The sequence below is a fragment of the Streptomyces humidus genome, from assembly GCF_014649655.1.
Lineage (GTDB): Bacteria > Actinomycetota > Actinomycetes > Streptomycetales > Streptomycetaceae > Streptomyces > Streptomyces humidus.
This window is the reverse complement of record NZ_BMTL01000001.1, coordinates 424,367-447,052: the sequence shown is the minus strand read 5'-3', so window position 1 is coordinate 447,052 and position 22,686 is coordinate 424,367. Positions and strand designations below refer to the sequence as shown.

Annotated in this window: 16 protein-coding genes, 1 rRNA gene and 1 pseudogene; 9 read left to right on the top strand and 9 right to left on the bottom strand. The window is 71.9% G+C overall.

All coding sequences use genetic code 11. The features are described 5' to 3' along the window. Positions 1 to 10: 10 nt before the first annotated feature. Positions 11 to 127: ribosomal RNA gene (rrf, locus tag IE239_RS01935) — 5S ribosomal RNA — on the top strand. Positions 128 to 234: 107 nt separating this feature from the next. On the opposite strand, the gene IE239_RS01930 is transcribed toward rrf, so the two are convergent. The 5 genes from IE239_RS01930 to IE239_RS01910 are packed head-to-tail and all read right to left on the bottom strand — an operon-like array spanning position 235 to position 5,935. Continuing rightward, positions 235 to 1,545: a DUF58 domain-containing protein gene (locus tag IE239_RS01930; RefSeq protein ID WP_190147409.1), complete on the bottom strand. Its 1,311-nt coding sequence runs from the start codon at positions 1,543 to 1,545 to the stop codon at positions 235 to 237. Next, a complete protein-coding gene (locus IE239_RS01925) occupies positions 1,545 to 2,534 on the bottom strand; it encodes an AAA family ATPase (RefSeq protein ID WP_190147408.1) in 990 nt (329 codons plus the stop codon). The genes IE239_RS01930 and IE239_RS01925 overlap by 1 nt, the downstream gene beginning before the upstream one ends. Then, a complete protein-coding gene (locus IE239_RS01920) occupies positions 2,534 to 3,730 on the bottom strand; it encodes a DUF4350 domain-containing protein (protein WP_190147407.1) in 1,197 nt (398 codons plus the stop codon). Before IE239_RS01920 ends, IE239_RS01925 begins: the two co-directional genes overlap by 1 nt. Continuing rightward, on the bottom strand, positions 3,727 to 4,566 hold the full coding sequence (locus tag IE239_RS01915; RefSeq protein WP_373308037.1) for a DUF4129 domain-containing protein: 840 nt from the start codon (positions 4,564 to 4,566) through the stop codon (positions 3,727 to 3,729). Before IE239_RS01915 ends, IE239_RS01920 begins: the two co-directional genes overlap by 4 nt. Before the next feature lie 4 nt (positions 4,567 to 4,570). Continuing rightward, positions 4,571 to 5,935, bottom strand: a complete 1,365-nt coding sequence (locus tag IE239_RS01910; RefSeq protein WP_190147406.1) for a DUF7847 domain-containing protein — start codon at positions 5,933 to 5,935, stop codon at positions 4,571 to 4,573. A 140-nt stretch (positions 5,936 to 6,075) separates the two neighbouring features. Here IE239_RS01910 and mtnA point away from each other — a divergent pair, with 140 nt between their 5' ends. Next, positions 6,076 to 7,221 carry an S-methyl-5-thioribose-1-phosphate isomerase gene (gene mtnA, locus IE239_RS01905; RefSeq protein ID WP_190147405.1) on the top strand — a complete coding sequence of 382 codons (1,146 nt, stop codon included), beginning with the start codon at positions 6,076 to 6,078 and terminating at the stop codon, positions 7,219 to 7,221. 24 nt (positions 7,222 to 7,245) lie between these two features. Here the strand turns inward: mtnA and IE239_RS43225 are convergent. Further along, a pseudogene (locus tag IE239_RS43225) lies at positions 7,246 to 8,128 on the bottom strand (GNAT family N-acetyltransferase). 173 nt (positions 8,129 to 8,301) lie between these two features. On the opposite strand from IE239_RS43225, the gene mtrA reads away from it, so the two are divergent. From mtrA to IE239_RS01870, 6 genes are all read left to right on the top strand, one after another. Continuing rightward, on the top strand, positions 8,302 to 8,991 hold the full coding sequence (gene mtrA, locus IE239_RS01895; RefSeq protein ID WP_187283109.1) for a two-component system response regulator MtrA: 690 nt from the start codon (positions 8,302 to 8,304) through the stop codon (positions 8,989 to 8,991). A 1-nt stretch (position 8,992) separates the two neighbouring features. Next, positions 8,993 to 11,173 carry an MtrAB system histidine kinase MtrB gene (mtrB, locus tag IE239_RS01890; RefSeq protein WP_190147404.1) on the top strand — a complete coding sequence of 727 codons (2,181 nt, stop codon included), beginning with the start codon at positions 8,993 to 8,995 and terminating at the stop codon, positions 11,171 to 11,173. Then, complete coding sequence (locus tag IE239_RS01885; protein ID WP_190147403.1) at positions 11,163 to 13,004, top strand: LpqB family beta-propeller domain-containing protein; 1,842 nt, start codon at positions 11,163 to 11,165, stop codon at positions 13,002 to 13,004. Before mtrB ends, IE239_RS01885 begins: the two co-directional genes overlap by 11 nt. A 459-nt stretch (positions 13,005 to 13,463) precedes the next feature. Then, positions 13,464 to 14,528, top strand: a complete 1,065-nt coding sequence (locus tag IE239_RS01880; RefSeq protein WP_190147402.1) for a ComF family protein — start codon at positions 13,464 to 13,466, stop codon at positions 14,526 to 14,528. A gap of 314 nt (positions 14,529 to 14,842) precedes the next feature. Beyond that, the gene (gene hpf, locus IE239_RS01875) at positions 14,843 to 15,535 is read left to right on the top strand and encodes a ribosome hibernation-promoting factor, HPF/YfiA family (RefSeq protein WP_190147401.1); all 693 of its coding nucleotides are present in this window, start codon (positions 14,843 to 14,845) and stop codon (positions 15,533 to 15,535) included. A gap of 224 nt (positions 15,536 to 15,759) precedes the next feature. Further along, positions 15,760 to 16,506: a response regulator gene (locus IE239_RS01870; protein ID WP_020133042.1), complete on the top strand. Its 747-nt coding sequence runs from the start codon at positions 15,760 to 15,762 to the stop codon at positions 16,504 to 16,506. Positions 16,507 to 16,659: 153 nt separating this feature from the next. Here IE239_RS01870 and IE239_RS01865 read toward each other — a convergent pair whose 3' ends face one another. Both IE239_RS01865 and IE239_RS01860 read right to left on the bottom strand, forming a co-directional pair. Continuing rightward, positions 16,660 to 17,832: a winged helix-turn-helix domain-containing protein gene (locus IE239_RS01865; RefSeq protein WP_190147400.1), complete on the bottom strand. Its 1,173-nt coding sequence runs from the start codon at positions 17,830 to 17,832 to the stop codon at positions 16,660 to 16,662. Between the two features lie 50 nt (positions 17,833 to 17,882). After that, complete coding sequence (locus tag IE239_RS01860; RefSeq protein ID WP_190147399.1) at positions 17,883 to 18,479, bottom strand: GNAT family N-acetyltransferase; 597 nt, start codon at positions 18,477 to 18,479, stop codon at positions 17,883 to 17,885. Positions 18,480 to 18,759: 280 nt separating this feature from the next. On the opposite strand from IE239_RS01860, the gene secA reads away from it, so the two are divergent. Continuing rightward, a complete protein-coding gene (gene secA, locus IE239_RS01855; protein ID WP_190147398.1) occupies positions 18,760 to 21,603 on the top strand; it encodes a preprotein translocase subunit SecA in 2,844 nt (947 codons plus the stop codon). 191 nt (positions 21,604 to 21,794) lie between these two features. Here secA and IE239_RS01850 read toward each other — a convergent pair whose 3' ends face one another. Further along, a complete protein-coding gene (locus IE239_RS01850; protein WP_190147397.1) occupies positions 21,795 to 22,394 on the bottom strand; it encodes an Rv3235 family protein in 600 nt (199 codons plus the stop codon). Positions 22,395 to 22,686 lie beyond the last annotated feature (292 nt).

The window sequence follows — 22,686 nt, the reverse complement described above, 5'->3', positions numbered from 1 at the left end:
TTCATAGTGTTTCGGTGGTCATAGCGTGAGGGAAACGCCCGGTTACATTCCGAACCCGGAAGCTAAGCCTTACAGCGCCGATGGTACTGCAGGGGGGACCCTGTGGGAGAGTAGGACACCGCCGAACAAATTTTATGGGAAACCCCCGCACCTCCGGTGCGGGGGTTTTCTGTTTTCCCGGGACAATGTCGTGGTCGTCTTTTCGGGCTCTCCTGCAGGAGAGCCTGTTTCGTTTTACAGGCGTCCTGCTGCTTTCAGGGCGAGGTATGCGTCGGCCAGCGCGGGGGCGAGGTCGTCCGGTGTCGCGTCGACCACGGTGACGCCGTGCCGACGGAGTTGTTCGGCGACGCGATGGCGCTCGGCCTGGGCCTGGGCGGCGGCCGCCGCATCGTAGACCGCGTCGGCGTTGCCGCGGGAGCCGGCCATGCGGGCGACGTGCGGGTCGGCGACCGAGGCCACGAGCACCGTGTGGCGCCGGGTGAGCTGAGGGAGGACGGGAAGGAGGCCTTCTTCGACAGGGGTGGCGTCGAGTGTCGTCATCAGGACGATGAGGGAGCGGCGAGCGGCCGTGCGGAGGGCTGCTGCGGTGAGCCCGCGGGCGTTCGTTTCGACCAGCTCGGGTTCGAGGGTCGCCATGGCGTTGACCAGGGACGGGAGGACGTCGCGTGCGGTGCGGCCCTGGACCAGGGCGCGCACGCGGCGGTCGTAGGCGAGGAGGTCGACCCGGTCGCCGGCGCGGGATGCCAGGGCGGCGAGGAGGAGGGTCGCGTCCAGCGCGGCGTCGAGGCGGGGGGCGTCGTCGACTCGCCCTGCGGAGGTGCGGCCGGTGTCGAGGACCAGAAGGATGTGCCGGTCGCGTTCAGGACGCCAGGTGCGGACGGCGACCGTGGAGTGGCGTGCTGTGGCCCGCCAGTCGATGGAGCGGGTGTCGTCGCCGGGAACGTACTCGCGCAGGCTGTCGAACTCCGTGCCTTCGCCGCGGGTCAGGACGCTGGTGCGTCCGTCGAGTTCGCGCAGGCGCGCCAGTCTCGACGGCAGGTGCTTGCGGCTGGTGAAAGGCGGGAGGACGCGCACCGTCCAGGGGGCTCTGTGAGCGCCTTGCCGGGAGAAGAGGCCGAGGGGGCCGTAGGAGCGGATCGTGATGCGGTCGGAGCGGTGGTCGCCTCGGCGGGTGGGGCGGAGACGGGTGGTGACGCGGCGGCGTTCGCCGGGTGGGACGGTCACGCGGTGGCGGGAAGCCGCGGATTCCGTTCCCGGTTGCCAGCTGCTCGGCGGCCAGGCATCGCGGAGCTGGGCGCGCAGGGCGCGGCGGGAGGGGTTGGTGAGGGTGAGGGTGACGTCCGCCGGGTCGCCGAGGCGGGCGGTGGTGTCGCCGGAGCGGGTCAGGCCGAGTCGGCGGACCGGGGCTGCCAGGGCGAAGTCGCACGCGCAGGCCAAGGCCAGGGGTGCGTTGACGGCGAGAATGCCCGTCCAGCTCGGGTCCCAGATGCCGACGGGGAGTGAGCCGAGGGCCGCGAGGAGCGCGGTGCGTCCGGTGAGAGCCATCAGCGGGGGACAGGGACGTAGGTGAGGACGGCGTTGACGACCGAGTCGGCGGTCACCCCTTCCATCTCGGCCTCCGGGCGGAGCTGGACCCGGTGGCGGAGGGTGGGAAGGGCGAGGGCTTTGACGTCGTCGGGGATCACGTAGTCGCGGCCGGTGAGCCATGCCCAGGCGCGCGCGGTGGCGAGGAGCGCGGTCGCGCCGCGCGGGGACACGCCCAGGGTGAGCGACGGCGATTCGCGTGTGGCGCGGCAGATGTCGACGACGTAGGCCGTGATCTCGGGGGAGATCGTGGTTTTGGCGACTTCCGCGCGGGCGGCTTCGAGGTCGGGGGCGCTTGCGACGGGGCGTACGCCGGCGGCGTGCAGGTCACGCGGGTTGAAGCCCCCGGCGTGGCGGGTGAGGACGTCGATCTCCTCCTGGCGGGAGGGAAGCGGGATGGTGAGCTTCAGGAGGAAGCGGTCCAGCTGGGCTTCGGGGAGGGGGTAGGTGCCCTCGTACTCGACCGGGTTCTGGGTCGCGGCGACCAGGAACGGGTCGGGGAGGGGGCGGGGAGTGCCGTCCACGGTGACCTGGCGCTCCTCCATGGCTTCGAGGAGGGACGACTGGGTCTTGGGAGGGGTGCGGTTGATCTCGTCGGCGAGCAGGAGGTTGGTGAAGACCGGGCCGGGCTGGAAGGAGAACTCGGCGGTGCGGGCGTCGTAGACGAGCGAGCCGGTGATGTCGCTCGGCATGAGGTCGGGGGTGAACTGGACGCGTTTGGTGTCGAGTTCGAGTGCGGAGGAGAGGGCGCGGACGAGCAGTGTCTTGGCCACTCCGGGGACTCCTTCGAGGAGCACGTGTCCGCGGCACAGGAGGGCGACGACGAGGCCCGTCACGGCGGGGTCCTGGCCGACCACGGCCTTGGAGATCTCGGCGCGCAGGGCTTCCAGGGAGGCGCGGGCACGGCCCGGGTCCCCGGTGTGCCCGGCGTTGTCAGTGGTCGGGTCCATCATGGACGGCGTACCTCTCTTTCGAGGGCGTCGAGTTGGTCGGCGAGTGCGGTCAGGGCCGTGTCGTCGCCGGGTGGCGGGCCGAAGAGGAGCGAGTGCTGGGACTGTCCGTCGCCGTGGAGGTGGGCGGACAGGGCGGGCAGGAGTGCCTCGGGCGAGTGCGCCTGGGGTGCGGGGACGCCCAGGAGAGGGGCGAGGCGGGTGCGGGCAGTGGAGCGAAGAGCGGCGGCCGCGCGGTCGCGGGCGGCCGCCTTGCGGTAGAGGCGGGCGCGGCCTTCGACGGTTTCGGAGGCGCGGATCGCCACGGGAAGATTTTCGGGCACGAGCGGGCCGAGTCGGCGTGCCCGCCAGAGGGCGGCGAGGAGTGCCGCGAGGAAGAGCTGCAGTGTGCCCCAGAGCCAGCCGGACGGGAGCAGGTCGAGGAAGTCTTTCTCGCCGTCCTGTGTGGTGGCGGAGGTGTCGGAGAGCGAGGGGAGGTACCAGACCAGATGGGCGCGGGAGCCGAGGAGCTGGAGGGCGAGCGAGGCGTTGCCCTGCTCGTCGAGACGCTCGTTGTAGAGGATGTCGGGCGCGCCGAGGACGATGGTGTCGCCGTCGCCGGAGGTGTCCGGGATGCGGAGCAGGGTGGCGAGGTGTTCGCTGGGGTAGCACTCGTCGGCGCCGGGGTGGTTGGTGGTGTAGCGGACGCCGCCGGTTTCCGCGGTGCCGGCCCTGCGTGCGGCGGGGAGGGCGCAGTCGGGGGAGAGCGCGGAGCGGCGGCTGTCGGCCGGGTCGGCGCTCACGCCGGGGGCGAGGGCGTTCACGGAGGGGCTGCCGGGGGCGACGAGGAGAGTGCGGCCGCCGGAGTCGGCGGTCGACGAGCGCAGTTCGTTTTGCTGAGGTTGCGTCAGAAGGTCGGGGGTGGCGACCAGGAGAGTGGTGTCGGGGCGGGCTGCGGTGCGGGCCTCGGCCAGGGAGGTGACCACGCGGGTGGACACCCCGTGGTCGGCGAGGAGTTCGGCGATGGCGCGGCTGCCGGAGGGGTCGGCGGACCGTGGGTCGAGGGCGCCGTGGCGGGCGTCGGACCGGAGCACGGCGAGTGTGACAGCGCCCGCGAGGAGGAGGACGAAGGCGAGGGTGAGTCCGCGCGCGCGGGTCCACAGCAGGCGCCCGGTGGAGGACGCGGAGGTGGTCGGGGGCGTGGCCGCGGGCCTCATCCGGCGGTTCCCCGGGGGGCGGGGCGGGCCGCGGCGTGGGGGGTGCTCGCCGCCGGCCGGGGCGTGGCGCGTTCCACGTCGAGGTCGAGTTCGGCCATGCGCCGGTACGTCTGTTCGGTCGCCCGGCGGCCGCCGTATGTGACGTCGTCGAAGTCGCGGGCGGCGGTGCGCAGTCGGGCGGTGTGGGCGGGCAGGGCATGGCCGGCCTCGACTGCCGCCTCGTCGGCCGTGCGGCCGGGGCGGGTGTCGAGAAGGGCCCGTTCCTCCAGGGCGCGGACGACGGCGCGCATGCGTTCCTGCAGGGCTTGGCTCCAGTGGCCCTGGGCGGCGTGCGCCTCGGCTGCCGTGCGGTGTTGGGCGGCGCTGCGGGGCCGGTCGCCGAACAGGGCGGCGGCGGAGGACGGGCTGCGGCTGGGCGTGCCGAGGCGCCACCACAGGGCGGCCACGACGGCCGCGACGGTGAGGACGACGACCAGCAGGCCGAGCGTGCCGCCGGGAGCGGCCGCCGACGCGCTGTCGAACAGGTCGCCGATCCAGTTCCAGAAGGCGTCCAGGACGCGCTGGAGGAGGCCGGGGCCGTTCTGGTGGTACAGGTCCTTGGACAGTTCGCGGTGGGCCGCTTCCCGGGCGGGGTCGCGGGGCACGGTGACCGGAGGCCGGTCGCCCGAGCGGGCCGACGCGGCCGCCGCGCTGTCGCCCGGGCGCATCAGGGCGGTCAGAGCTCTGTCGGAGGCGCGGGACAGGGCTGCCGCGACGCCGTCGGCCGTGCCCTGCGGTGTGTGCGGGGGCAGGATGCCCGGGCGCGGCGCGGTGAGTGCTCCCCCCGTCAGGCTCACCGCATCAGCTCCCCGTGGTGGCGCCGGGGGCGGGGGAGCCGTATCCCTGGAGGCCTGCGGCGCGGGCCAGATCGAGGTCGAGGGCCTCTCGGCGGATGCGCTGGTCGATGTAGAGGAGCACGATGACGCCGGCCGCGATGGGGAAGGTGATCATGGAGCCGAGGACCGAGCCGATGCCGCTGACGATCAGGTACGTCCAGCCGTACTCGGCGCCGGGCTGGACCATGCCGCTGACGCCGCCGTCGCTCAGTGCGGCGCCGACGAGGGCGAACGGCACGACGACGATCATCGAGACGATGTTCGAGATGAGCAGAGCGAGCAACTGGATGCCGAAGACGCGCCACCAGGAGCCGCGGGTGAGCTTCACGGAGCGGCCGAGCGCCTTCTTGATGCCCTGCTTCTCCAGCATGAGCGCGGGCGAGGCGAGGGAGAAGCGGACCAGCAGCCACAGCACGAGGACGAACGAGGCGAGGATGCCGAAGGCCAGCAGCGGGGTTCCCGCGTCGCCGTCGCCGACGGCGCCCACCAGGATGCCCGGCAGCAGGCAGGCGGCGGCTGCCGCTGCGGCGATGAGCACCAGCACGAAGATCAGCCCGAAGAGCCTGGGCACCTGAGGGCCGGCGTCGCGCCCGGCCTCCTTGAGGGTGACCGGTCTGCCGAGGACCGCCCGGCTGGTGACGGCGGTCAGCAGAGCGGTCGCGGTGATGGTGCCCAGGAGGGTGATGAGGAGGAGGGGCCCGGAGGCGCGCATGGCGTCGCCCATGGCGTTGAGCTGCTCGTCGGCCGTGGCGCTCGGGTCGCCCAGGGCGGTGGTGTCGGTGGAGCCGTTCAGGACCAGTCGCTGCAGCAGGACGACGGCGACCTCGGTGATGACCGCGACGGTCAGCGAGATGCCCAGGACCGTGCGCCAGTAGGTGCGCATGGTGGCGACGGCGCCGTCGAGGATCTCGCCCACGCCGAGGGGGCGCAGCGGGATCACGCCGGGCTTGGCCGCCGGCGGGGGCCCGCCCCAGCTTCCTCCCCAGCCGGGGGGAGGGCCGTAACCGGGGCGCCCGCCGTAGCCGCCCTGTGGGCCCGGCCCGACCGGGCCGGCGGGCGGGGGGCCGCCCCAGCCCGCGCCGGGAGGCGGAGGCGGTGCGGACGGCGGGGTCCCGCCGGGGCTCCGGGGGCCTGCCGGGGCGGACCACCGGCCGGGGGGCGGCTGTTCCTTCGACCACTTCGTGCCGGGGTCCTGCGGACCGGCGTCCGGCTGGTCCGCGGGCCTGTCGCCGTCGGGGCGGTCGGCGGGTCCGGCGGGGCGGGACGTGCCGGGCTCCTGTCCGTCGGAGGGGGCGGATCCGGGCGAGGCCCAGCCCGGAGTGTCTTTCATCGTCGCTCCTTCACGGTGCCCGTCCGCGGTCGCGGCGGCAGGTTGGGAGCCATCGTGCCATGGTGGGCCGATCGGTGGACCGGCCGCGGTATGGGCTGCACACCTTCAATTGTCCGCCGGATCGGGGGCAGACTGATCGCATGGCTGATCAGTACGCGCAATCCGGCGAGGACAAGCGGCCGAGCGAGATTCCCGCGATCCGATGGGAGGAGCCGCCCGAAGGTCCCGTGGTGGTTCTTCTCGACCAGACGAGACTGCCGGCCGAGGAAGTCGAGCTGGTGTGCACCGACGCGTCCGCGCTGGTGGAGGCGATCCGGTCGTTGGCGGTGCGCGGTGCGCCGCTGCTCGGCATCGCGGGGGCGTACGGCGTCGCGCTCGCCGCCGTGCGCGGCTTCGACGTGGACGACGCCGCCGACGCGCTGGCCGGGGCCCGGCCGACCGCGGTGAACCTGTCCGTGGGCGTGCGACGGGCACGGGCCGCCTACCGGGCGGCGGTCGCCGAAGGCGGCGATCCCGCGCAGGGCGCGCGCGCCGCGCTGGCGGCCGCACGGCAACTCCACCGGGAGGACGCCGAGGCGAGTGCCCGGATGGCCGGGCACGGCTTGGCGCTGCTCGACGAACTGCTGCCGGGCGGCGGGCACCGCGTCCTCACACACTGCAACACCGGAGCGCTGGTGTCGGGCGGGGAGGGCACCGCCTTCGCGGTGGCGCTGGCGGCACACCGGGCCGGACGGCTCCGACGGCTGTGGGTGGACGAGACCCGTCCACTGCTGCAGGGAGCGCGCCTGACGGCGTACGAAGCGGCGCGCAACGGCATGGGATACACACTGCTGACGGACAATGCGGCGGGGTCGCTGTTCGCGGCGGGAGAGGTGGACGCCGTGCTGGTGGGGGCGGATCGCATCGCGGCCGACGGGTCGGTGGCGAACAAGGTGGGCACCTATCCCCTCGCGGTCCTCGCGCGCTACCACCACGTGCCCTTCATCGTGGTCGCGCCCTTGACGACGGTGGACGCGCAGACGCCGGACGGGGCGTCGATCGAGGTCGAGCAGCGGCCCGGGTACGAGGTGACGGAGGTCAGCGCGCCCCAGGCGCCGGTGACGGGAGCGGGCGGGGGCGTCCCGGTGGCGCCGCTGGGCACCCAGGCTTACAACCCGGCGTTCGACGTGACGCCGCCCGAGCTGGTGACGGCCATCGTCACGGAGGAGGGGACGATCTCGCCCGTGACGGCGGAAGCGCTCGCCGAGATGTGCGCCGGGGCCGGTCAGGGCGGGCAGCGGTCCTGACGGGCGTCGGCCGGCCGACGCCCGTCAGAGGCGCCCAGCGGGCCGGACCTTCCAGGATCGTGCGGGCTGGCCGGCGATCAGGAGGGTCGTGCCGGCGGGCCGGAAGCCCAGCCCGGCGTAGAGGCGGGCGACGGTCTCCTGCGCGTAGGCGAGGAAGACCGTGTTCACGCCGTGCGCGCGGGCGTGGGCGGCCAGGGCCGTCGTCACGGCGGCGCCCAGCCCCTGGCGGCGGGCCGAGGCCAGGGTGCCGACGCCGCCGATCTCCGTGGCGCCGGCCGCCGGGTGGTAGTGGCCGGTGGCCAGCGGGATGCCGTCCGGGGCGAGAGCGGCGACGAGCGTCTTGTGCCCGGCGCGCAGGGCGCGGCGTACGGCGGCCACGGTGCCGTCCGCGGACAGCTCCTCAGCCAGTGCCGACAGCCGCTCCCGCTCCGCCGGGGCCGAGACGGGCACGGCATCACCCGAAGGCCGGCCGGGGCAGCGCCAAGGCGGCCGGCAGCGCCGGATCGTCCGCGGTGAGCGCACGCAGTGTCACGCCGTCCGGCAGGGGCCGCGCGGGCAGCGGGTGGCCGGGCGGCAGGGCCATCAGCGGGCGTCGCAGCACCGCCATGCCGGCGGCCTCCAAACGGGCGCGCAACGTCGGCGCCGACTCGGCCGGCCACTCGAAGGCCTGCGGCACTCCGAGCTCGCGCTGCCGGGCACGCACCCGGGCGATGTCGGCGGCGCCGACGCGGGCCGCGCCCTCCGCGGTGGGCTGGGCGTGGCCGGGACCGCCGTAGTACGGGGCACCCGGCTCCTTCCGCACGAACAGACGCAGCGGACCGAAGTCCTCGGCCTCGGCGAACCGAAGAGGAACGGTGGCGTAGTACGCGTGAACGCGGTCGCGCAGAGGGTCGCTCATGCCGCGCATCCCACCATCGGCCGACCGCCCGCGCACCGGCATTTCCCCCGGGATCGCCGCCGGCATCCGCCCCGGACGACGAGGTCGGGCGGCCCGGGGCAGACAGTGACGGCCCGGTACGACTATGGTCACAGGCCGGTGAGCCTTCTCACCTGCGCCTCCTTCACCGTTATGAGAATGGGATGATGTCGTTTATGAAGGGACGAGTCCTTGTCGTCGACGACGACACCGCACTGGCCGAGATGCTCGGCATCGTGCTGCGTGGTGAAGGTTTTGAGCCGTCTTTCGTAGCTGACGGCGACAAGGCGCTGGCTGCTTTCCGTGAGGCGAAGCCCGATCTGGTGCTGCTGGACCTGATGCTGCCCGGACGGGACGGCATCGAGGTGTGCCGCCTGATCAGGGCGGAGTCCGGAGTGCCGATCGTGATGCTCACGGCCAAGAGCGACACCGTCGACGTGGTCGTCGGGCTGGAGTCCGGCGCCGACGATTACATCGTGAAGCCGTTCAAACCGAAGGAGCTGGTCGCCCGCATCCGGGCCCGGCTGCGGAGGTCGGAGGAGCCGGCGCCCGAACAGCTCGCCATAGGCGACCTCGTCATCGACGTGGCGGGTCACTCCGTGAAGCGGGACGGACAGTCGATCGCGCTGACCCCGCTGGAGTTCGACCTGCTGGTCGCGCTCGCACGCAAGCCCTGGCAGGTGTTCACCCGCGAGGTGCTCCTGGAGCAGGTGTGGGGCTACCGGCACGCCGCCGACACCCGCCTGGTCAACGTGCACGTGCAGCGACTGCGCTCCAAGGTCGAGAAAGACCCGGAGCGACCGGAGATCGTGGTGACCGTCCGTGGCGTCGGATACAAGGCAGGGCCCAGCTGACATGACCGGGGACAGCGCCGCTTCGGCTCCCGGACGGTCCGGGGCCCGCCCGGAGCGGCCTGTCGGCCGTGACATGCCGGGATCACGCTCCGCCCGCCTGCTCGAGCACGGGTTCCTGCGGGGCGGGGTGCGCAACAGCCCCGTCCTGAGGCTGCTGCTGCGCTGGGTGCGCCGGCCGCTGCTGCCCGTCATGCGGCTGTGGCGGCGCAACATCCAGCTCAAGGTCGTCGCCACGACCCTGCTGATGTCGCTCGGCGTCGTCCTGCTGCTGGGCTTCGTGGTCATCGGGCAGGTCCGCAACGGCCTGCTGGACGCCAAGGTCAGGGCATCCCAGAGCCAGGCCACCGGCGGTTTCGCCGTCGCCAAGCAGAAGGCCGACGAAGCCGTCGGCTCCGGCTCCGGCGCCGACGGCGCCGCCCCGGCCGGCGGCCGCGGCTCGCCGAACGTCACCGAATGGATGAGCGAACTCGTGCTGTCGCTGTCCAGCGGCGGACAGGGCGCCTTCGACGTGGTCACCCTGCCCCCCGTCAACGACAGCGGCGGCGGCCGCGGGCCGCGGGCCTCCGGCTTCGTCGACCCCAACAAGAGCATCCCCGAGAACCTGCGCGAGCGCGTCGACAGCGGCACCGGCGCGGTGCAGAGCTACTCCCGCATCATGTATCTCAGTGACAAGGAATCGCAGCCCGCCGTCGTCATCGGCAAGCAGGTCAACGACCCCAAGGGCGAGGCCTACGAGCTCTACTACCTCTTCCCGCTCACGCAGGAGGAGAAGTCGCTCAGCCTGGTCAAGGGCACCCTCGCGACCGCCGGTCTCTTCGTCGTCGTCCTCCTCGGAGCCATCGCCTGGCTCGTCGTGCGGCAGGTCGTCACGCCCGTGCGGATGGCCGCCGGGATCGCCGAGCGGCTCTCCGCCGGACGCCTGCAGGAACGGATGAAGGTCACCGGCGAGGACGACATCGCCCGCCTCGGCGAGGCCTTCAACAAGATGGCCCAGAACCTCCAGCTGAAGATCCAGCAACTGGAGGACCTGTCACGCATGCAGCGCAGGTTCGTGTCCGACGTCTCGCACGAACTGCGCACCCCCCTGACCACCGTCCGCATGGCCGCCGACGTCATCCACGACGCCCGCGTCGACTTCGACCCCGTCACCGCGCGGTCCGCGGAACTGCTCGCCGACCAGCTCGACCGCTTCGAGACGCTCCTCGCCGACCTGCTGGAGATCAGCCGCTTCGACGCCGGCGCCGCAGCCCTGGAGGCCGAGCCGATCGACCTCAGGGAGGTCGTACGGCGCGTCGTCAGCGGGGCCGCGCCGCTCGCCGAACGCAAGGGGACCACCGTCCGCGTCCTCGGCGACCAGCAGCCCGTCGTCGCCGAGGCCGACGCCCGGCGCGTGGAGCGCGTGCTGCGCAACCTGGTCGTCAACGCCGTCGAACACGGAGAGGGCAAGGACGTCATCGTCAAACTCGCCGCCGCCGGCGGAGCCGTCGCGATCGCCGTGCGGGACTACGGCGTCGGGCTCAAGCCCGGCGAGGCCACCCGCGTCTTCAGCCGCTTCTGGCGCGCCGACCCGGCACGCGCGCGTACCACGGGCGGCACCGGCCTCGGGCTGTCCATCGCCCTGGAGGACGCCCGACTGCACGGCGGATGGCTGCAGGCCTGGGGCGAGCCCGGCGGCGGCTCGCAGTTCCGGCTGACCCTGCCCCGGACCGCCGACGAACCGCTGCGCGGCTCGCCGATACCGCTGGAACCCAAGGATTCCCGCCGCAACCGGGGAGAGCTCGACGACGCGGGTGTGCCGCGCGGCGGCGGCCAGAAGAGCGCGACGGTTCCCGCGCAGCCCGCTACGGAACAGGCGTCGGCCGCCCGGACATCGCTCACGCCCCGCACCGCCACGACGTCCCCCACCGCCGACCCGACGGCGCTGCCCGGCAACGGCGCGCGCGTGGTGTCCCGGCCCGTGCCGGGCGGGGGCGCGGGCGGCGCACGGCAACACGACGACGAACCTGCCCCCCGGACCACGGCGGACAGCCGCGGCCCGGACCGGGCGGACACCGCGGGCGCCGCAGGCAACCTGGGCCCCGTGGACGACGCCGCACACACGGCGTCCAGGGGGAACCCGGACCTGTCCCATGCCGGTGCCGAGGGCGCGGACGAGCAACAGGAGGCACGTCGTGGGCGCTGAACAGCGCGAGGGGGGCACCTGGGCCGGCCGCACGCCGCGGCGCACGATGGCGTACGCCGTCTGCGGTGTCGTCCTGCTGGCGGGATGCGCCTCGATGCCGGACAGCGGGGACCTGCGCAACGTCGAGTCCACCCCCCGCCAGGACACCCAGGTACGGGTGTTCGCGATGCCACCCAGGGACGACGCACCGCCCGCCGAGATCGTCCAGGGCTTCCTGGAGGCGCTCACCAGCGACGACCCCGGCTACTCCACCGCCCGGCAGTACCTGACCGACCGGGCGGCCCGCGCGTGGGAGCCCGAACGGTCCACCACGGTCCTCGCGGACGGACCGGCCACCGAGGCCGACCCCGCCGGGAGCAGGGAGGGCGGCGACGACTTCTCGTTCGTCCTCACCGGCACCAGGGTCGCCACCGTGGACGCCCAGCAGTCGTACGCGCCCGCCTCGGGCGGCTACGGCCAGCCGGTCCACCTCACCCGCGACAAGAAGACCGGCCAGTGGCGCATCGACGTGCTCCCCGCAGGCGTCGTCATGGGCAAGTCCGACTTCCAGCGCAACTACGTCGCCGTCAACAAGTACTACTTCGCCTCCAACACCCGGGCGGACGCCTCCGGACAGCCCATGGCCGTCGCCGACCCCGTCTACGTACGCGAGCGGGTCGACCCCATGACGCAGATGGTGCGCTCCGTGCTCACCGGACCCACCAGCTGGCTCCGCCCCGTCGTCAGATCCAGCTTCCCCACCGGCACCGCCCTCCCCAAGGGCGTGGACGCGCTGACGCCCGACGACCAGAACAAGGTCACCGTGCCGCTCAACGACAAGGCGGCCCACATCGGACAGGACAAGTGCGAAGAGATGGCGGCCCAGCTGCTGTTCTCCCTGCAGAGCCTGACCCCCACCGTCGACGAGATCGCGCTGCGCGCGGGCGGAACCCAGCTGTGCTCCGTCAACGAGGAACGAGCCGCCGCCGTCGCCGCCCGCGGCTCGCAGAGCAGCCCCGGCTACCTCTACTTCATCGACGGCCAGCACCGCCTCGTACGGATGGCCAGCGGCAGCGGCGACACCAAGGCCGAACCCGTGCCCGGAGCGTTCGGCGAGGGCGCCAAGGCGCTGCGCTCGGTGGCCGTGGCCCACGACGAGCACAGCGCGGCCGGAGTCGCCCTCGACGGCAGGACGCTCTACGTCGCCTCAACCCTGTCCGGCAACTCCCTCGGCACCCCCGTCCTGGAGAGCAAGGGCAAGACGGAGACCGACCGGCTCACCACTCCCAGCTGGGACGCCCACGGCAACCTGTGGGTCGCCGACCGCGATCCCGCCGCCCCGCGGCTGCTCCTGCTGGAGAAGGGCGGCGGTGAACCACTGAAGGTGCTCACCCCGGGCCTGGACGGCCGGATCAACGCCGTGCGCGTGGCGGCGGACGGGGTGCGCATCGCGCTCGTCGTGGACAAGGGCGGCAAGCAGTCCCTCCTCATCGGGCGGATCGAACGAGGCGTGGGCGACGGGACGCAACCGGCCATGTCGGTCCAGGAACTACGTTCCGCGACACCGGAGTTGGAGAAGGTCACGGCCATGTCGTGGGCCGGGGACAGTCGGCTCGTGGTGGTCGGCCGGGAGGCCGGCGGCGTGGAACAGGTCCAGTACGTGCAGTGCGACGGCTCGTTCCCCGAGGCGGGAACGCTTCCGGGTCTCACGGAGGTCAGGAGCATCGCCGCGTCCGAGGACGGCGACATCCCGCTGTTCGCGACCTCCAAGGACGGGCTGCTGTGGCTGCCCGGCGGGAGCGGATGGCGCACGCTGAAGGAGACCGCGTCGGTCGCTTTCTACCCGGGGTGAACTCTTTCCCGGGCGGTCGGGGTTTCCCGGGGCCGGGGGACGTGGTTGCTCGTCCGCGGCGGGGCGGGCGCGCGGTTTCCGGTTCCTGGTTCCCGGTCCCTGGTACGGAGGGCGTGAGTGGGGCTGGCCCCGGGCGGGCCTTGCCGTCGTGCGCAGTCGGTGGTCCGCGTCCGTAGTCCGCAGTCCGCAGTCCGCAGTCCGCTTCCGTGAAGGGGGAAGTCCTTGCCTCCTTTGCGATTTCCGCCTGACTCGATCGTCCGTCCGATCGGCTGCGACCGCCTTCCCGGTCCCTGCCCACGCCTGCGATCACTTCTTGGTCCTCTGCAGATGTCGGCGTTCACTCCTTGATCCCTTGCCCATGTCTGCGTTCAGGTTGTCGACAGACCGCCCCCGGCGTTTTCCACAGGGCGTTTTCCACAGGGCTGGTGAGCCCCCTCCGGCACTGGCACAGTGATCCACGTGGAAGGCGTTCGCAGGTGGTGGCAGGAGCTGGCCGGCCTGGTGCTGCCCGCCGAATGCGGAGGCTGCGGAAGCGCACGGACGGTGCTCTGCCCGCAGTGCCGTACGGCACTGGGCGGCGCCGCGCCGTTCCGGGTGCGGCCCCTGCTCGAGCCGCCCGGGCTGCCCGCCGTGCACGCGGCGGCCCACTACGCGGACGAGGTACGGGCAGTGCTGCTGGCCCACAAGGAACGCGGCGCGCTGGCGCTCACGCGCCCTCTGGGAGCGGCGCTGGCGGGAGCAGTGCGGGCGGGGCTGCGGGAGGCGGGGGCGGAGGGGTTGGGGGAGGGGGAGGGGGTGGGCCCCCGGTACCCCCGCGGTGTCCTCCTCGTCCCCGTCCCCTCCGCCCGTGCCGCCGTCCGGGCCCGTGGTCATGATCCGGCGCGGCGTATCGCGCTGGCTGCGGCCGGGGAGTTGCGGCGGGCCGGGGTGCCGGTGCGGGTGGCCGCGGTGCTCCGGCAGCGACGCCCGGTGGCCGACCAGGCGGGGCTGGGCTCCCGGGAGCGGCTGGACAATCTGGTGGGCGCGCTGACCGTCGTGCCGGGGGGCGTGCGGGTGCTGTGCGGTGCTGCGGTGGTCCTCGTGGACGACCTGGTCACGACGGGTGCTTCGCTGGCGGAGGCGGCTCGCGCGGTGCGGGCGGCGACAGAAGCGGGGACGAGGGCGGAGACGGGAGCGGGGAGAGGGGCGCAGACAGGGGCGGGGAGAAGAGCGGGGGCGAGGGCGGGGCGGATGGACGGCGGCGGCGCGGGTACGGGGGGCGTGAGGTACGCCGGGGAGGCGGACATCGGGGAGCAGGGCGGGGAGGCGGAGGGCGGGATGTGTGGTGGTGGCGTCGGGGCCGTGTACGGGGGTGCGACTCGGGAAGGCAGAAAGGTGAAGCCGTCCGGAGCGAAGGAGGGAGGCCGGGGCGGCGCCCCGTCTGGCCCCCCGCCGGGCGTGTCGGGTCCGGGCCGTCCGGGTGACGTGCTGTGCGCTGCCGTGGTCGCGGCATCGCCGGACTCATTCGAAATAAACCGGAACTGATGGAGAACGTGCGTCGTTGCAGGTAATGAGAGAGTCAATTCACCTGAACGGAGGTACGCCGCAGTAGAGGGTGACGACATCCGTCCGGGCGAGATATGTTCGGTTGTGAGGGAAAGCCGCAGGCCAGACCTCTCAAATCCGAATGCCGTGCTGCGGGTTTTCGTAATCTCTGCAGCACCTGGGGTGTAGATCTCGCCCATGGGGGAGGAGGAGGTGGAAGTCACCAAGTCGGAGGTTCCGGTACTCACCGGATCCTGGTGCAAAAGGGAGACGCTCCGCCTGTGAGGCGGAGTGATCCGGGAACGGAGTTCTGCGTGGACATCGTCGTCAAGGGCCGCAAGACCGAGGTGCCCGAGCGGTTCCGCAAGCACGTGGCCGAGAAGCTGAACCTGGAGAAGATCCAGAAGCTCGACGGCAAGGTGATCAGCCTCGACGTCGAGGTGTCCAAGGAGCCCAACCCTCGACAAGCCGACCGGTGCGACCGAGTGGAGATCACGCTCCGCTCCCGCGGCCCTGTGATCCGGGCGGAGGCGTCGGCCAGCGACGCGTACGCGGCACTCGACCTGGCGGCGGAGAAGCTGGACGCCCAGCTGCGCAAGCAGCACGACAAGCGATACACGCGTCGCGGTTCCCGCAGGCTGTCCGCGGCTGAGGTCCCCGACCACGTCCCGGGCGTGGCGACGCTCAACGGCGACGGGCAGCCCGTGTCCGCCGGCGAGTCGAACAGCGTGCCGACGAAGAAGATCGGCTCCCTCGAGGTGCAGGGCGACGGCCCCCTCGTGGTGCGCGAGAAGACCCACGTGGCCGCTCCGATGACGCTCGACCAGGCCCTCTACGAGATGGAACTGGTCGGACACGACTTCTACCTGTTCGTCGACTCCGAGACGAAGCAGCCCAGTGTCGTCTACCGGCGCCACGCCTACGACTACGGCGTGATCTACCTCGACACCGACCCGATGGTGGCTCAGGCGCACTCACCCGAAGCGGGCGGAACGCTGGGCGGCTGACCCTGCCGGTGACAGCGGCTGACCCTGCCCGTGACAGCTGAGCGGTGTGCCCCTGGAGCGCGTGTGCGCCCCCAGGGGCACCTGTGCGCGACCCCCTGGGCCTCGCTCTGTCGCCGCGTTGTCGTCCGGGCATGGAATCATGGCAGGGCGGCTCAACCGGTGGGTCGTTGCCTTGGGTTGGCGATGGCTCAGGACCACGGCCACAGCCTTCAGGGGGAGGAACGATGGCGGACAGCTTCGGACCGATGCGGGACGACGATGCCGACGACGGCGTCGTCGGCATGGGCCCGGACGGGGGCACTTCACGCAAGGAGCCGATCAGAGTCCTTGTCGTGGACGACCACGCTCTGTTCCGCCGGGGACTGGAGATCGTGCTCGCGGCCGAGGAGGACATCCAGGTCGTCGGTGAGGCGGGTGACGGCGCCGAGGCCGTGGACAAGGCGGCCGACCTGCTTCCCGACATCGTCCTGATGGACGTCCGGATGCCCAAGCGCGGCGGGATCGAAGCCTGCACCTCCATCAAGGAGGTGGCCCCCAGCGCGAAGATCATCATGCTGACGATCAGCGATGAGGAGGCCGACCTCTACGAGGCGATCAAGGCGGGCGCGACCGGTTATCTTCTGAAGGAGATCTCCACGGACGAGGTCGCCACCGCGATCCGCGCGGTCGCCGACGGACAGTCGCAGATCAGCCCCTCCATGGCGTCGAAGCTGCTCACCGAGTTCAAGTCGATGATCCAGCGGACCGACGAGCGCAGACTCGTCCCCGCGCCGCGGCTGACGGACCGGGAGCTGGAGGTGCTCAAGCTGGTGGCGACGGGGATGAACAACCGTGACATCGCCAAGGAGTTGTTCATCTCCGAGAACACGGTGAAGAACCATGTCCGCAACATCCTGGAGAAGCTGCAGCTGCACTCCAGGATGGAGGCCGTGGTGTACGCGATGCGGGAGAAGATCCTCGAGATCCGCTGACCCTGGCCCGAGGGGCCGCACGGTTTGCGCGGTCCGCGCGGCCGGTGCCGGACGGAGGGGCCGACGGACGCGACGGCCGGGTGGCCGGCCAGGTGGTCCCGGAGCCGTCCAGGTCGTGGTGGAGCCGGTCAGGTCGGTCAGGCGAGTGCGCGGTCAGGCGAGTGCGCGGGCGAGTTCCCGGCTGAGGGGCTCGCGCAGCTCCGGGGCGTCCACGCGTTCCACGCGTACGTCCGTGCAGTCCACCCAGGTCGCCGCTTCGAGCAGGGCCTGTGCCACCGCCGGGATCGCCTTGGGGCCGTCCAGGGTGACCTGCCTGGCGACCAGGGTGCGTCCCTCGCGCGCCGGGTCCACACGGCCGACGAGCCGGCCGCCGGCCAGGACGGGCATCGCGAAGTAGCCGTACACCCGCTTGGGTTTGGGGACGTAGGCCTCCAGGCGGTGGGTGAAACCGAAGATCCGCTCGGTGCGTGCGCGCTCCCAGACCAGGGAGTCGAAGGGGGACAGGAGCGTGGTGCGGTGACGGCCACGCGGGGGTGTGTCCAGGGCCGCCGGGTCGGCCCAGGCGGGCTTGTTCCAGCCTTCGACGGCTACCGGGACCAGGCCGGAGTCGGCGATCACCGCGTCGACCTGTTCGCCCTTGAGCCGGTGGTAGTCGGCGATGTCCGCGCGCGTGCCCACGCCGAGGGACCGGCCGGCCAGGCGGACGAGGCGGCGCAGGCACTCGGAGTCGTCCAGCTCGTCGTGCAGCAGGCCGGCGGGGACGGCGCGTTCGGCGAGGTCGTAGACGCGCTTCCAGCCGCGGCGTTCGACGCAGACCACCTCGCCGTACATCAGTGCGCGTTCCACGGCGACCTTGGTGCCGGACCAGTCCCACCATTCGCTGGTCTTCTTCGCTCCGCCCAAGTCGGTGGCGGTGAGGGGGCCTTCGGTGCGGAGCTGCTTGACGACCTGGTCGTACGTGCCGTCCGGGAGTGCGTGGTTCCAGTGCGGGCGGTTGCGGTAGGCGCGGCGGCGGAAGGCGAAGTGGGGCCATTCCTCGATGGGGAGGATGCAGGCGGCGTGGGACCAGTACTCGAAGGCGTGCGTGTCCTGCCAGTAGGCGTCCTCGACGGTCTTGCGGCCGACGGCCCCCAGGCGGGCGTAGGGGATCAGCTCGTGGGAACGGGCCAGGACCGAGATGGTGTCGAGCTGGACCGCGCCGAGGTGGCGGAGGACGCCGCGGACGCCGGCCTTGCGGTCCGGCGTGCCGAGAAAGCCTTGTGCCCGTAGGGCGATGCGGCGGGCTTCGTCTGCGGAGAGCTCGGTGGCGGGGCGCGGGGTCGTCATGGCTCGCACGATAGGGGGTGGGTCTGACAGTGCGGGGCGGGCCCGGGGCGTCAGTTCGCGGGCGGGGCTGCGGCCGGGGGCGCGGGGAGATACGGGGTGGTGGAGGGCAGTCCGAGGTCCGAGGGGAGCAGGGCGGCCAGCCAGCAGTCGCGTCGTACGCCCTTGTTGTCGACGGCGGAGCGCAGGGTGCCTTCCAGGGTGAAGCCGGCCTTCTCCGCGACGGTGCGGGAGGCGTGGTTGCCGACCTCGGCCCGCCATTCGACGCGGTCGACGCCGAGGCCGGTGAACGCCCAGCGGGAGGCGGTGAGGGCGGCCTCGGTGGTGTAGCCGTGGCCGCGGTGTTCCTTGACGGCCCAGAAGCCGACCTCGGCCGTGCCCAGGGCGCGCATCGTGAGGCTGAGGACGCCGGTGAGGGGTCCGTCGGGGAGGAAGACGCCGAAGGTGAACATGGAGCCGGTGGCCCAGCCCTCGGGGGCGAGCACCTCGACGAAGTTGCGGGCGTGCTCGTGCAGGTAGGGGGAGGGGATCGTGGTCCAGCGCTGGACGTCGGGGTCCTGGGCGGCGGTGTACACGGCGTCGGTGTCCCGCTGGTCGAGGGGGCGCAGGACGAGGCGGGCGCTGGTGAGGGTGAGTGGCTCGGGCTCCATCGGCCGATTGTGCTCGGCGGCCGTCCCCGGACGCCAATGTTTCGCGGTGTGTGAGCGTGTGATCACAATTCGCGCAATTCGTCCGGCGGGGGCGGCACCATCGGCGGCGTCCGGCCGTTGTCCTGTGTGAAGGAGATTTTTGGAGCAGGTGCCAGCAGTGTGCGGTCCTCGTCCCGGCAGGCCTCCCGGCGCGGTGGGGTCCTCGCATACGATGGCCGTTGCTCAGTAAGTCAAAGGAAACCGACCGTCCCAGGCCCGACCGGCAAGGAGACCAACCCCCGTGTCCGTCCTCTCGAAGATCATGCGTGCAGGCGAAGGCAAGATCCTGCGCAAGCTGCACCGCATCGCGGACCAGGTCAACTCCATCGAAGAGGACTTCGTCGACCTCTCCGACGCCGAGCTGCGGGCCCTCACCGAGGAATACAAGCAGCGGTACGCCGATGGCGAGACCCTGGACGACCTGCTGCCCGAGGCGTTCGCCACCGTGCGCGAGGCCGCCAAGCGCGTCCTCGGTCAGCGTCACTACGACGTGCAGATCATGGGTGGCGCGGCGCTGCACCTCGGCTATGTGGCCGAGATGAAGACCGGTGAGGGCAAGACGCTCGTCGGCACGTTGCCCGCGTATCTGAACGCGCTGTCCGGCAAGGGCGTTCACCTGATCACGGTCAACGACTACCTGGCCGAGCGCGACTCCGAGATGATGGGCCGCGTTCACAAGTTCCTGGGGCTGGAAGTCGGCTGCATCCTGGCCAACATGACGCCGGCCCAGCGGCGTGAGCAGTACGCGTGCGACATCACGTACGGCACCAACAACGAGTTCGGCTTCGACTATCTGCGCGACAACATGGCGTGGGCGCAGGACGAGCTGGTGCAGCGCGGCCACAACTTCGCCATCGTCGACGAGGTGGACTCCATCCTGGTCGACGAGGCGCGTACGCCGTTGATCATCTCCGGTCCGGCCGACCAGGCCACGAAGTGGTACGGCGACTTCGCCAAGCTGGTGACGCGTCTGAAGAAGGGCGAGGCCGGCAACCCGCTCAAGGGCATCGAGGAGACCGGCGACTACGAGGTCGACGAGAAGAAGCGCACGGTCGCCATTCACGAGGCCGGTGTCAGCAAGGTCGAGGACTGGCTGGGCATCGACAACCTCTACGAGTCGGTGAACACCCCTCTGGTGGGCTACCTGAACAACGCCATCAAGGCGAAGGAGCTCTTCAAGAAGGACAAGGACTACGTCGTCATGGACGGCGAAGTCATGATCGTCGACGAGCACACCGGCCGTATCCTCGCCGGCCGCCGCTACAACGAGGGCATGCACCAGGCGATCGAGGCGAAGGAGGGGGTGGACATCAAGGACGAGAACCAGACGCTCGCCACGATCACCCTGCAGAACTTCTTCCGTCTCTACAAGCGCCACAACCACGACGGCAAGGAGCAGCCCGGCCTCTGCGGCATGACCGGTACGGCCATGACCGAGGCCGCGGAGTTCCACCAGATCTACAAGCTCGGCGTGGTGCCGATCCCGACGAACCGGCCGATGGTCCGCAAGGACCAGTCGGACCTGATCTACCGCACCGAGGTCGCGAAGTTCGAGGCGGTCGTCGACGACATCGCGGAGAAGCACGAGAAGGGCCAGCCGATCCTCGTCGGCACGACGTCGGTCGAGAAGTCGGAGTACCTGTCGCAGCAGCTGTCCAAGCGGGGCATCCAGCACGAGGTGCTGAACGCCAAGCACCATGAGCGTGAGGCGTCGATCGTCGCTCAGGCGGGCCGCAAGGGCGCTGTGACGGTCGCCACCAACATGGCCGGCCGTGGTACGGACATCAAGCTGGGCGGCAACCCGGACGACCTCGCCGAGGCGGAGCTGCGCCAGCGGGGTCTGGACCCCGAGGAGCACATCGAGGAGTGGGCGCACGCCCTGCCCGCCGCCCTGGAGAAGGCCGAGCAGGCGGTCAAGGCCGAGTTCGAGGAGGTCAAGGAGCTCGGTGGCCTCTACGTCCTCGGCACCGAGCGGCACGAGTCCCGTCGTATCGACAACCAGCTGCGCGGTCGTTCCGGCCGTCAGGGCGACCCGGGCGAGTCCCGGTTCTACCTGTCGCTGGGTGACGACCTGATGCGGTTGTTCAAGGCGCAGATGGTCGAGCGCGTGATGTCGATGGCGAACGTGCCGGACGACGTGCCGATCGAGAACAAGATGGTCACGCGCGCGATCGCGTCCGCGCAGTCCCAGGTGGAGCAGCAGAACTTCGAGACGCGTAAGAACGTCCTGAAGTACGACGAGGTGCTCAATCGGCAGCGTGAGGTCATCTACGGCGAGCGTCGTCGCGTCCTGGAGGGTGAGGACCTGCAGGAGCAGATCCACCACTTCATGGACGACACGATCGACGCGTACGTCGGCGCGGAGACCGCCGAGGGCTTCCCCGAGGACTGGGACCTGGACCGGCTGTGGGGTGCTTTCAAGCAGCTCTACCCGGTGAAGGTCACCGTGGACGAGCTGGAGGAGGCGGCCGGCGACCGGGCGGGGCTGACGGCCGAGTTCATCTCCGAGTCCATCAAGGACGACATCCGCGAGCAGTACGAGTCGCGGGAGTCGCAGCTCGGTTCCGAGATCATGCGTGAGCTGGAGCGCCGGGTCGTGCTGTCGGTGCTGGACCGCAAGTGGCGTGAGCACCTCTACGAGATGGACTATCTCCAGGAGGGCATCGGCCTGCGCGCGATGGCGCAGAAGGACCCGCTGGTCGAGTACCAGCGCGAGGGCTTCGACATGTTCTCCGCGATGATGGACGGCATCAAGGAGGAGTCCGTCGGCTACCTGTTCAACCTGGAGGTCCAGGTCGAGCAGCAGGTCGAGGAGGTCCTGGTCGAGGACGCCCAGCCGGTCGACATGGACAAGCAGGACGTGGTGCCGGCGCAGGCGGGCTCGCGTCCGGAGATCCGTGCGAAGGGGCTGGACGCTCCGCAGCGTCGTCAGCTGCACTTCTCGGCGCCGACGGTGGACGGCGAGGGCGGCACGATCGAGGGCGACTTCGAGGACGACGAGGAGCCGGTGCGTTCCGAGGCCGACGGTCTCACGCGCGCGGAGCGCCGCAAGCAGGCGAAGGCCGGGCGGCGTCGCAAGAAGTAGCCGTGGAGCGCTCGCCCCCGGCGTCGTCGCCGGGTGGCGGGTGAGGCGTCGCGCAGCGGCTCGAAGGGCCGGGAGGAGCCGGGTCACCTGGGGGTGGCCCGGCTCTTCGTTGTGCGGGTCCCTTCGTTGTGCGGGCCCGCTCGGTTCGGTGTGCGGGCCCGCTCGGTCGTGCCGGGTGTCGTCCGGGGCGCTCAGTCGTCCTGGGCGGGGGGCCGGCGGTGGCCGTCCAGTTCGACCGCGGTGCAGCGCCAGCGGCGGTCCCTGCCGAGTTCCAGGCGGAAGGCCATGGCGCGCAGACGGTCGCCGGCGCCGATCCGGGCGAAGGCCTCGATGGCTCCGGGCCGTGGGACGTAGTAGCCGATGTCGCGGACGACGGGCTGTACGCCGCGGGCGGTGCGCAGGGGGCCGCGTTCGGCGAGGTGCGCCAGGTCGTCGTAGGCGGCGCCGAGGGTGTGCCGCAGCATGAAGTGGACGGGCCGCCGGCCGCTCAGGACGGCGAGGAGGCGGTCGGCGAAGAGGTCGGTGGGGCGGGGCTGGGAGAGCGGCCGGCCGGGGGCCTGGGCGGTCGCGGGGCGGCCGTCGGCGGGGCGGGTGGAGGGGCCGGAACCGGGCGGACCGGGCGGCCGGCCGCCCGCGGGAGCCGTGCGAGGGAAACCGCCGCCGGGGGTGCGCGGGGGTGCGCCGACGGGGCGTCGGGTGTCACGACGGCCTGGCGGACGGACGCCCCCGGGGCGGGCGCCGGGCGGGCGGGCGCCGGTGTTGCGCTGCGTCCTCGTCATGATCTTGTCCATGGGGTCCCCGTTCGGTGAGTCCGGTGTCTACCGGGCGGTAACTTGCCGTTGCGGATCTTGTACGGGGTCCGGGTCCGCGAGGGCAAGCGGAGGATGCGCCCGTGTCGAGGGCCCGTGAAGTTCACTCATCAGGGGTGGCCCGGGGTGTCCGTAGCCCGGTTTCACGGGGGTTGTGCGGGTGAGTTACGGTGCGGCGTGCTGACGTCCGTCCGGGGGTGGGCAGGCGCTCGAAAGGGGACGCCCGCACGTATCCTGAAGGCCCCGGAGGGGCGGTGCGCCGTCCGCCCGGGAG